Origin of the sequence: Marinobacter sp. (assembly GCF_034669625.1) — a bacterium.
GTDB lineage: Bacteria > Pseudomonadota > Gammaproteobacteria > Pseudomonadales > Oleiphilaceae > Marinobacter.
Genome location: NZ_JAXMOY010000009.1, coordinates 81,606 through 93,012 on the forward strand (window position 1 = coordinate 81,606; position 11,407 = coordinate 93,012).

General features: G+C 55.0%; 6 protein-coding genes. 4 read left to right on the forward strand and 2 right to left on the reverse strand.

The annotated features are described in order from the left end of the window. Positions 1-180 precede the first annotated feature (180 nt). The 4 genes from gltB to VOI14_RS09885 all read left to right on the forward strand — a co-directional run bounded on the left by gltB (position 181) and on the right by VOI14_RS09885 (position 7,963). Positions 181-4,629: a glutamate synthase large subunit gene (gene gltB, locus VOI14_RS09870; protein ID WP_323751883.1), complete on the forward strand. Its 4,449-nt coding sequence runs from the start codon at positions 181-183 to the stop codon at positions 4,627-4,629. 74 nt (positions 4,630-4,703) lie between these two features. After that, positions 4,704-6,122 carry an FAD-dependent oxidoreductase gene (locus tag VOI14_RS09875; protein ID WP_323751884.1) on the forward strand — a complete coding sequence of 473 codons (1,419 nt, stop codon included), beginning with the start codon at positions 4,704-4,706 and terminating at the stop codon, positions 6,120-6,122. A gap of 125 nt (positions 6,123-6,247) precedes the next feature. Then, positions 6,248-7,315: a uroporphyrinogen decarboxylase gene (gene hemE, locus VOI14_RS09880; protein WP_323751885.1), complete on the forward strand. Its 1,068-nt coding sequence runs from the start codon at positions 6,248-6,250 to the stop codon at positions 7,313-7,315. 279 nt (positions 7,316-7,594) lie between these two features. Next, positions 7,595-7,963, forward strand: coding sequence for a PilZ domain-containing protein (locus VOI14_RS09885; protein ID WP_323751886.1), 369 nt, complete (start codon positions 7,595-7,597; stop codon positions 7,961-7,963). 41 nt (positions 7,964-8,004) lie between these two features. Here the strand turns inward: VOI14_RS09885 and radA are convergent, their stop codons facing one another. Then, on the reverse strand, positions 8,005-9,384 hold the full coding sequence (gene radA, locus VOI14_RS09890; RefSeq protein ID WP_323751887.1) for a DNA repair protein RadA: 1,380 nt from the start codon (positions 9,382-9,384) through the stop codon (positions 8,005-8,007). Continuing rightward, on the reverse strand, positions 9,384-11,072 hold the full coding sequence (gene ettA / locus VOI14_RS09895) for an energy-dependent translational throttle protein EttA (protein ID WP_323751888.1): 1,689 nt from the start codon (positions 11,070-11,072) through the stop codon (positions 9,384-9,386). The genes radA and ettA overlap by 1 nt, the downstream gene beginning before the upstream one ends. Positions 11,073-11,407 lie beyond the last annotated feature (335 nt).

The following is an 11,407-nucleotide window of genomic DNA, read 5'->3' on the forward strand; positions in this document are numbered from 1 at the left end:
TGCCTTGCACCATATCGGTGCATTGAGTCTTCCGCTCTTACGGAAAATTTAAAAACCTCTTGCGTGATCGTTTGTCATACGTATAATCCCTTCCCCCTTTTTTAAAGTGTTAGCACAATTTATGCACTGTCATGGTGCGAAATGTGTTAGCGGGAACGTTTTTTACGTGAGAGAACGCTTATGACAACAGGCTTGTATCATCCCGATGAATTCAGGGACAACTGCGGTTTTGGCCTGATAGCCCACATGAAGGGCGAGGTTAGCCATAAGCTGTTGGAAACAGCTATCGAATCACTCACCTGTATGACTCACCGGGGCGGCATCGCTGCCGATGGAAAAACCGGTGATGGTTGCGGCCTGCTGTTGCAGAGCCCTAAGGCCTTTTTGGTTAAAGCTGCTGAAGCAGCGTTTGGAAAAAAACCTGGCGACTTATTTGCAGTTGGCCAGGTTTTTTTAGCCCAAGAGGAAGCCAAGGCTGCCGCCGGCCGCGCTGCGATTGAACACAGATTGATCGAGCAAGGGCTCGAGGTCATGGGCTGGCGCGAAGTGCCTGTTGATGACAGTTGCTTGGGTCCCATGGCAAAGGATTGTTTGCCACGGATTGAGCAGGTGTTTGTCGAGCCCGGCGATAAAGCAGAGAAGGAATTTGCTATCAGCTTGTTCCTCGGCCGTCGTTATGCTGAGCGAGATATGGCGGACGATTCGGAGTTCTACATCTGTAGCCTCTCTCATCGCACATTGGCCTATAAAGGTTTGATGATGCCGGCTGATTTGGCCAACTTCTATAAAGATCTCGGCGACCCGGATCTGGAAACTGCCATTTGCGTGTTTCACCAGCGCTTTTCCACAAACACTATGCCCAAGTGGCCGCTGGCTCAGCCGTTCCGCTATCTTGCGCACAACGGTGAGATCAACACCGTTGATGGTAACCGTAACTGGGCTATCGCCCGTGCGGCTAAGTTCAGTTCGCCAGATCTGCCGGATCTGCAAACCTTGCAGCCATTGGTTAACCTGGCTGGGTCGGACTCTTCCAGTATGGACAACATGCTGGAAATACTGCTCGCCGGTGGCGTCGATCTGTTCCGTGCCGTGCGAATGATGATACCGCCTGCCTGGCAGAACGTTGATACCATGGATTCGGAACTGCGTGCTTTTTATGAGTACAACTCCATGCACATGGAGCCGTGGGATGGCCCTGCGGGTCTGGTTATGTCCGACGGTCGCTATGCACTTTGTATGCTCGACCGAAATGGTTTGCGCCCGGCACGTTGGGTGATCACGAAAGATGATTTCATTACTTTGGCGTCGGAAGTAGGCACCTACGATTATGCGCCAACTGACGTTGTTGCCAAAGGCCGGGTAGGCCCCGGTCAGATGCTGGCGATTGATACGGAAACCGGTGAAGTGTTGCACACACCGGATATCGATGCGCGGCTGAAAAGCGCACAGCCGTACAAGCGTTGGTTGAAGGAAAACGCACTGCGCGTGGAAACCACGCTGAATCAGGAATCGCCTGAATTCAAGCTGATGGGCCCGGAAGAACTGCTGGTTCAGCAAAAGATGTTTAACGTCTCCTTCGAGGAGCGTGACCAGGTGCTTCGGCCTTTGGCGGAAGGCGCCCAGGAAGCCGTCGGCTCCATGGGTGACGACACGCCTATGGCGGTGCTCTCAAGCAAGGTGCGCCACGTTGCGGATTATTTCCGTCAAAAGTTTGCGCAGGTCACCAACCCGCCGATTGACCCACTTCGTGAGACCATCGTGATGTCTCTCGAAACCTGTTTGGGTGCAGAGAAAAATGTCTTTGAGGAAACCGCAGACCATGCGAATCGTGTCATTCTGACGACGCCGGTACTGTCGCCCGCTAAGTTCCTCAGGCTCTCTAATAATCAGCGTCCTGGCTTTGAAGTTGGTCGTGTTGCCCTGAGCTATCGTCCGGAAGAAGGGTTGGAGCAGGCGATTGTTCGGGTATGCGAAGAGTCTGCGGCTGCGGTTCGTGATGGCAAGGTGTTGCTGATCCTGAGTGATAAAGACTTGGTGGAGGGTGAATTGCCGGTAAACGCTATGATGGCCACCGCCGCAGTTCACCACCATCTGTCGGCTAACGGCTTGCGTTGCGATACCAACCTGATTGTTGAAAGTGGTTGGGTGCGAGACCCGCATCATTTTGCGGTACTGTTTGGCTTTGGCGCCACCGCGGTCTACCCGTACTTGGCCTATCAGGTCATGAACGACCTGATTCGCACCGGCGAGTTGATGATGGATCCGCTCGAAGCCAAGAATAACTACCGCAAGGGTATCAACAAGGGCTTGTTGAAAATCCTGTCCAAGATGGGTATCTCAACCGTTGCTTCCTATCGTGGCGCTCAGTTGTTCGAGGCGATCGGTCTTGCTGACAGCGTCGTTGACCTGTGTTTCAAAGGTGTGCCTAGCCGTATTCAGGGCGCCGATTTCGGTGACTTCCAGCAGGATCAGGAGCTGCTTGCTTCTTTAGCTTGGAAGCCTCGTAAGCCGCTGTCTCCCGGTGGTGTGCTGAAGTACATCCATGGCCAGGAATACCATGCGTTCAACCCGGACGTGGTCGGTAAGCTTCAAGATGCGGTGATCAGTGGTGACTACGGTCATTACAGAGAGTACGCAAGCTTGGTCAATGAGCGCCCGGTCGCAACTTTGCGTGACCTGCTGGTGTTCAAAGATGGCATCGAGCCAGTCGATCTCGCGGATGTGGAGCCGGTGGAAAATATTTTCCCGCGCTTCGATTCGGCGGCTATGTCGCTGGGCGCGCTGTCTCCTGAGGCTCACGAAGCTTTGGCGGTGGCGATGAATACCCTCGGCGGCCGTTCGAACTCCGGCGAAGGTGGTGAAGATCCCGCGCGCTATGGCACTAACAAGCGCTCAAAGATCAAGCAGGTTGCCTCTGGCCGCTTCGGTGTAACCGCTGAGTACCTGCGCAGTGCGGACGTTATGCAGATCAAAGTCGCTCAGGGCGCTAAGCCGGGCGAAGGTGGTCAGCTGCCGGGTGGCAAGGTGAACGACCTGATCGCTCGTCTGCGTTACTCGGTGCCGGGTGTGACACTGATTTCACCGCCACCTCACCACGACATCTATTCCATTGAGGATTTGGCTCAGCTGATCTTCGATTTGAAACAGGTTAATCCCGAGGCTTTGGTTTCGGTGAAGCTGGTGTCTGAACCGGGCGTAGGCACGATCGCAGCCGGTGTCGCCAAGGCTTATGCCGATCTGATCACGGTATCCGGTTACGACGGTGGTACTGCGGCCAGTCCGTTGACCTCCATCCGTTATGCGGGCTCTCCGTGGGAGCTCGGCTTGACCGAAACGCAGCAAGCGCTGCGCGCTAACGACTTGCGTGGAAAAATTCGCCTGCAAACAGACGGCGGTATCAAAACCGGTCTGGATGTGGTGAAAGCCGCGATTCTGGGTGCGGAAAGCTTCGGATTTGGTACAACGCCAATGGTTGCTCTGGGTTGCAAGTACTTGCGTATTTGTCATCTGAACAACTGTGCTACCGGTGTCGCGACGCAGAACGATTACCTGCGAGAAGAGCATTTCAAGGGTACGGTTGAGATGGCGATGAACTTCTTCCGCTTTGTCGCGGAAGAGACGCGCGAGTGGATGGCCAAGCTGGGTGCCCGCAGTCTGGAAGAGCTGGTCGGGCGCGTTGATCTTCTCGAGCGCCTGCCGGGTAATACTGAGCGCCAGAAGAAACTCGACCTGACCCGTTTGCTGGAAAACGATCTTATTCCAGCGGAGAAGCCTCAGACCTGCCAGGTAGAGCGTAATGTGCCGTTCGACCAGGGTAAGTTGGCCGAGCAAATCGTGAAAGACACAACCGCGGCGCTCAGCGAAAAATCCGGTGGCGCCTGGACCTACAAAGTGACTAACTGTGATCGTTCTATCGGCGCACGTCTGTCAGGTGAAATTGCCGCTCGTTACGGAAATAAGGGCATGTCTGATGCCCCGATCACCCTGGACTTGACGGGCACTGCCGGTCAGAGCTTTGGGGTGTGGAACGTTGGCGGCCTGAACATGGTTCTGCACGGCGACGCCAACGATTACGTGGGCAAAGGCATGACCGGCGGTAAGCTGGTGATCAAGCCACCTCGTGGTAGTGACTTCAAAACCCAGGAAACGTCCATCGCAGGTAATACCTGCTTGTACGGCGCAACCGGTGGTAAGTTGTTTGCGGCTGGCACCGCGGGCGAGCGATTTGCGGTTCGTAACTCGGGAGCTCACGCTGTAGTGGAAGGCGCAGGCGATCACTGCTGCGAATACATGACGGGCGGTTTGGTGACGGTTCTGGGTGAGACAGGCTACAACTTCGGTGCGGGTATGACCGGTGGTTTCGCCTATGTTCTGGATATGGACAACACCTTTGTCGACAAGTACAACCACGAGTTGGTTGAGATTCAGCGTATTGCACGGGAAGACATGGAAGCCTACCGAAACCACCTTCGCGGTGTGATTCGGGAGCACATTTCGGAAACCGGAAGTGCTTGGGCTGAACATCTTCTGGATGATTTCGACGATTACATTAATCGGTTCTGGCTGGTTAAACCAAAGGCAGCGAATTTGCGCAGCCTGTTGGCCAGCACGAGAGCTCGTCCCGAGTAAGCGCCGGGAAACTGTTAGTTGGGCTGCGCCCGGTGCGTGGCCCGCGTCGAAATCGAAAGTATGAGAGCAACACTATGAAAGAACGACTTCATAATGATTTCCAGTTCGTCGAAGTAGGGCGGGTTGACCCGAAGAAAGTTCCGGCGAAAAAGCGGAAGAAAGAGTTTGGTGAGATTTATCACCCGTTTACAGAGACCCATGCGGGATCTCAGGCACACCGTTGTCTGGAGTGCGGTAACCCATATTGTGAGTGGAAGTGCCCGGTGCACAACTACATCCCGAACTGGCTGAAGCTGGTATCGGAAGGCAACATCATGAAGGCCGTAGAGTTGTGTCACCAGACCAACTCACTACCCGAAGTCTGTGGTCGTGTATGTCCTCAGGACCGCTTGTGCGAAGGCGCCTGCACCCTGAACGACGGCTTTGGCGCGGTTACAATTGGCTCGGTGGAAAAGTACATCACCGACACCGCCTTTGCGTTGGGCTGGAAGCCTGACATGTCCAAGGTGAGCTGGACGGATAAGAAGGTTGCTGTAATCGGCGCCGGTCCCGCCGGCCTTGGTTGTGCTGATGTATTGGTGCGCAACGGTGTGAAGCCCGTTGTGTTCGATATCTACCCGGAAATCGGTGGGCTGCTGACCTTTGGTATTCCAGAGTTCAAGCTGGAAAAGAGCGTGATGGCCCGTCGCCGTCAGGTATTCGAAGAAATGGGCATGGAATTTCGCCTGAATACGGAAGTCGGTAAGGATGTTTCGCTTAAGAGCATTCTTGAAGAGTTCGATGCGGTGTTCATGGGCATGGGCACCTACACCTACATGAAAGGCGGCTTCCCCGGTGAGGATTTGCCCGGTGTTTACGACGCGCTGCCGTACCTGGTTTCCAACGTAAATCGTCGCCTGGGCTTCGAGAAGAAATCAGCAGATTTCATTGATCTGAAAGGCAAGCGCGTGGTGGTTCTGGGTGGTGGTGACACCGCCATGGACTGTAACCGTACGTCCATCCGCCAGCAGGCAGAAAGCGTGACCTGTGCCTACCGCCGCGACGAAGCCAACATGCCGGGTTCCCGCCGCGAAGTGGCTAACGCTAAAGAAGAGGGCGTGAAGTTCCTGTTCAACCGCCAGCCGGTGGAAATCGTGGGTGATGGCAAAGTTGAAGGCGTCAAAGTGGTTACTACTGAGCTGGGTGCGCCCGATGAGAACGGCCGTCGTCGTCCGGAAATCGTGCCTGGCAGTGAGGAAGTAATTCCTGCTGACACCGTGTTGGTAGCCTTCGGCTTCCGTCCGAGCCCGGCACCTTGGTTTGAAGACCTCGGGGTGAATACCGATGAATCCGGTCGTGTTACGGCGCCAGAGAAAGCTGAGCTCCCGTTCCAGACCAGCAACCCGAAGATCTTCGCCGGCGGCGATATGGTTCGCGGTTCGGATCTGGTGGTCACCGCTATTTGGGAAGGTCGACAGGCGGCAGAAGGCATCCTTGATTACCTGGATGTCTGAGTAAACGCTTGATCGGTGTCAGAAGGGCGGCTTCCTGAGGGAACGCCGCCCTTTTTTATTGTCGCAAACGGGGTATCATTGGCTCCCATTGTCTCTGACCCATAAACGATGAGAAGACTGTAACTATGACTGAGTTGAAGAACGATCGCTTCCTGCGCGCCCTCATGCGCCAGCCCGTGGACCGTACCCCGGTTTGGATGATGCGTCAGGCGGGCCGTTACCTGCCGGAATACCGCGCAACCCGGGCCCAGGCGGGTGATTTCCTCAGTCTGTGCAAGAACACGCCGCTGGCCTGTGAAGTCACGCTGCAGCCTTTAGAGCGCTACCCACTAGACGCGGCAATCCTGTTCTCCGATATCCTGACCATCCCCGATGCGTTGGGATTGGGTCTTTATTTCGAGACGGGCGAAGGCCCCAAGTTCCGTAAAGTGATCCGTTCTGAAGCCGACGTAGATGCACTGCCGAACATGAAGGCCGAGTCTGATTTGGATTATGTGATGAATGCGGTATCCACTATTCGCCGTGAACTGAATGGTCGCGTTCCGTTGATCGGTTTCTCCGGTAGCCCGTGGACACTGGCCACCTACATGGTAGAAGGCGGCTCCTCCAAGGACTTTCGTGAAACCAAGAAGCTGGCTTACGGTCAGCCGGAAGTGATGCACCGTTTGCTGGATCACCTTGCGGATTCGGTGATTGACTACCTGAACGGCCAGATCAAAGCTGGTGCTCAGGCGGTGCAGATCTTCGATACTTGGGGCGGTGTGCTCAGTGGTTGGGCTTATGACGAGTTCTCACTGCGCTACATGAAGAAGATCGTAGATGGGCTGATTCGTGAAAACGAAGGTCGCCGGGTTCCGGTGATTCTGTTCACCAAGAATGGCGGCCAGTGGCTGGAGTCGATTGCCGATACCGGTTGTGATGCTGTCGGTCTGGACTGGACCACCGACATTGGTAACGCCCGTGCTCGAGTGGGTGACCGAGTTGCCCTCCAGGGCAACATGGACCCCACGATGCTGTATGCGCCTAAGAAACGTATCCGTGAGGAGGTGGAAGATATTCTGTCTCGTTATGGGCAGGGCACCGGGCACATTTTCAATCTCGGTCACGGTATTACTCCGGAAGTGGATCCGGAGCACGCAGGTGCGTTCATTGAAGCTGTTGTTGAGTTGAGTGGGAAGTATCATCAGCAGTAATTGAGGTTTGGGGGGTTGTCGTCCGCTAGCTTGCAAGTTATGTATTAGTGGCTCGGCGGGACGGCCTCAAAAAAAACGCTACAAGCACATCCATGTGCGCTTCTTTCCGGCCATCCTTGGCCTCCGAAATTTTTGGAGGCCGTCCCGCCAAGCCACTTCTTGCATCACGGTTTTTGTCCGCAATTAAGCGATTTTGTTTCTCGCCATTCAGCACGATGGATTCCCCCTTGTGCCCGGTCTATAGTCATAGCAGATCTATTCAAGACTCGGAGACACCCATTGGCTGCGCAAAACCCTGAAAACCGCCGCTTCCACCGTATTAGTTTTGACGCTCCCTGTGAGCTGCACTGGCAGGATCAGGTGTGGTCGACTGAGGTATTGGATATTTCTCTCAAGGGTGCTCTTGTGGAGCGATCAGAAGGGTGGAGCGTACCGCTGAACGAGCCCTGCGAGCTCGTCGTGCACTTGAACGGTCATGAGGCCGCTATCGTTATGGCGGTAGAGTTGATGCACGTTGAAGGGCATCGTCTGGGTTTTCGGTGCCAGTACATCGATCTTGAAAGCGCGATGCATTTAAGGCGATTGGTGGAGTTGAATCTGGGCGATCCAAACCTGTTAGAGCGAGAACTTGCGCATCTGATCGAGTGACACCCGAACGAAAGATTGAAAGTCCGATTTGCAGGCGCGATTTAAAGCTCTTCCAATGCAGAAAGCGCATCCGATAGCTTGGTAACAGGAAGCACCTTCATCCCATCGATTGGCTTCCGCGGAGCGTTGGCTTTGGGAACCAATGCCCGAGTGAAACCATGCTTGGAAGCCTCGTAAATCCGCTCCTGCCCACTGGGCACCGGGCGAATCTCACCTGAAAGGCCAACTTCCCCGAAAATCACCAAATCCTGTGGCAGAGCGCGGTTTCGGAAAGACGAGACAACGGCAGCCAGCAACGCCAAATCGGCACTGGTTTCATTGACTTTCACCCCGCCAACCACGTTCACGAACACATCCTGATCCGCCACATGCATGCCGCCGTGACGGTGCAGAACAGCTAACAACATAGCCAGACGATTCTGGTCCAAGCCAACCGCAACTCGTCTGGGGTAGCTGCCCTGAGCCATGTCCACCAATGCCTGAATCTCCACTAGCATCGGCCGAGTGCCTTCCCAAACGACCATCACGACACTGCCCGGAGCCGCTTCCTCACCCCGATTCAGGAAAATGGCGCTGGGGTTCTTTACCTCTTTCAGACCCTGTTCCAGCATGGCGAAAACGCCTAACTCATTCACCGCGCCAAAGCGGTTCTTGATGCCCCGCAGAGTGCGGTAACGGCTGTCGCTGGAGCCTTCCAGCAGGATCGAGCAGTCGATCATGTGTTCCAGCACTTTCGGGCCGGCCAGGCTGCCGTCTTTGGTGACGTGGCCAACCAAAAACAGAATGGTGCCGGTTTGCTTGGCGAAGCGGGTCAGGTAAGCCGCGCTTTCGCGCACTTGCGAGACGGAGCCGGGTGCGGATTCAATGTCGGCAACGTGCATGACCTGAATACTGTCCACCACCAGAATGCGGGGCTTTTCAGCTTCGGCCACCTGCATGACCCGCTCCACACTGGTTTCCGAGAGCATTTTCAGATCTTTGGTGGGCAAACCAAGGCGCTTGGCGCGCATGGCAACCTGTTGCAGTGATTCTTCACCAGTCACATACAGGGCAGGGTGCTGGGCTGCCAGTTGGCACACGGCTTGAAGTAACAGCGTACTTTTACCGGCGCCGGGGTGGCCGCCCATCAAAACTGCTGAGCCTTCGATCAGGCCGCCACCGAGAACGCGGTCAAACTCCTGCATGCCGGTGCTGATGCGTTCCTGTTCCGCAAGGCTGACTTCGTCCAGGCTTTTAACCTCGGACAAACTGCCCGCGTAGCCCTCGAAGCGAATGCCTCGAGCGCCTTTGGCGTTGTTGCCGGATATGCCGCGTACTTCGCTGATCGTATTCCAGGCTTGGCAGGCCGTACATTGCCCCTGCCATTTGGAATAGTCAGCGCCGCACTCCGTGCAGACATACGCGGTTTTGGTTTTGGCCATTACGCTAGCTTCTTATACTTCATGCGCTTGGGCTGCATGGCAGAATCCCCTTTGCGCTTCTTGAAGTCAGCGTCGTATTCCGTGAAGTTGCCATCGAAATAGACCACTTCGCCGTCATCTTCGAACGCCAGGATGTGGGTTGCCACACGGTCAAGGAACCAACGGTCGTGCGAGATTACCAAGGCAGAACCGGGGAAGTTCAGCAGCGCTTCTTCCAGTGCGCGCAGGGTTTCTACGTCGAGATCGTTGGTAGGTTCGTCCAACATCAGCACGTTGCCGCCCTGTTTCAGCAGTTTGGCAAGGTGCAGGCGGTTACGCTCACCACCGGACAAGTCGCCAACGCGCTTTTGCTGGTCGGAGCCCTTGAAGTTAAAGCGGCCAACGTAGGCGCGTGACGGGGTTTCGTAGTTGCCGACTTTGATGATGTCGTTGCCATCGGACAGCTCTTCCCAGACCGTCTTGCTACCATCCAGATCGCGCATCTGATCGACATACGCCAGTTCAACGGTTTCACCAACGGTGATGGTTCCGGAGTTTGGTTGATCCATGCCCGCAATCATTTTGAACAGTGTGGATTTACCGGCACCGTTGCCGCCGATGATGCCCACGATGGCTCCAGGAGGTACGGTGAGAGAGACATCTTCGTACAATAGACGGTCGTCGAAGGCTTTGCTGATGCCTTCGACTTCAATCACCTTGTCGCCCAAGCGCGGTCCGGGTGGAATGTAGAGTTCGTTGGTTTCGTTGCGCTTCTGGAATTCTTGAGAGCTCATTTCCTCAAAGCGTGCTAAACGGGCTTTGCTCTTGGATTGGCGGCCCTTGGCGTTAGAACGTACCCATTCCAATTCCTGCTTAACAGCTTTCTGGTGGGCTGCTTCCTGCTTGGATTCCATTTCCAGGCGTTTTTCTTTGTTCTCCAACCACTGACTGTAGTTGCCTTCGAACGGAATGCCTTGGCCGCGGTCCAGCTCAAGAATCCAGCCGGCGACGTTGTCCAGGAAGTAACGGTCGTGGGTGATCGCAACCACGGTGCCTTCGTAGTCGTGCAGGAAGCGCTCCAGCCAGGCTACCGATTCCGCATCCAGATGGTTGGTAGGCTCGTCCAGCAACAGCATGTCTGGGCCAGACAGTAGCAGGCGGCATAGGGCTACTCGACGGCGCTCACCACCGGACAGAACCTTTACTTTTTGATCCCAGGCCGGAAGGCGCAGGGCGTCGGCGGCGACTTCCATCTTACGTTCGATGTCGTGGCCGTCGGTGGCTTGAATGATAGCTTCCAGCTTGCCTTGTTTCTTGGCCAGTTCGTCAAAATCGGCGTCGGGCTCGGCGTAAGCTGCGTATACCTGATCGAGTTCGGCCAAAGCGTTGTGTACGTGTGCAACGGACTCGTCCACGATTTCTTTGACGGTTTTTTCTTCGTCAAGCTCGGGTTCCTGAGGCAGATAGCCGACATTGATGCCGGGCAGCGGGCGCGCTTCACCGATGTAGTCCTGGTCGACACCGGCCATGATGCGGAGTAGGGTGGATTTACCTGAGCCGTTCAGGCCAAGCACGCCAATTTTGGCGCCAGGGAAGAAGCTGAGAGAAATGTCTTTCAGGATTTCCCGCTTGGGCGGTACTACTTTGCCCACGCGGTTCATGCTGTATACGTAAGACCCTGCTGCGCCTGTTTTGTTACCTTTTGACAATTTAAATACCTTTTAGATTCGATTATTCGGGGCTGCCTGTGAATTCAGCAACAGGTAGCTGCGTAACGTTGGTGGTCGCGAAAAGCCATAAAGCACTGGTGTGAAAATAGTAACTGTTGGTGATTTATGACTTTATCAATTAAGGAAAATAGGTTGGGCAATGAGACCAGAGTTAAGCTTTTGCTTCAAGGCTCTGTGCCGGTCTATTGACTCTGTCTCTATGTCAGCAAGAAAATGCGGGTTCGGTCGCCGAGTGCTCAGCAGCGTTTTCCTAATGATCAGGTTCCGTGGATTGCTGAAATAGGGCGTAATCGAAATACTTTAGGATAATTCCT

Excerpts from the sequence above, each read along its gene's own strand:
- gltB (WP_323751883.1), top strand. The coding sequence starts at position 181 with ATGACAACAGGCTTGTATCATCCCGATGAATTCAGGGACAACTGCGGT.
- VOI14_RS09875 (WP_323751884.1), top strand. The coding sequence starts at position 4,704 with ATGAAAGAACGACTTCATAATGATTTCCAGTTCGTCGAAGTAGGGCGG.
- hemE (WP_323751885.1), top strand. The coding sequence starts at position 6,248 with ATGACTGAGTTGAAGAACGATCGCTTCCTGCGCGCCCTCATGCGCCAG.
- radA (WP_323751887.1), bottom strand. The coding sequence starts at position 9,384 with ATGGCCAAAACCAAAACCGCGTATGTCTGCACGGAGTGCGGCGCTGAC.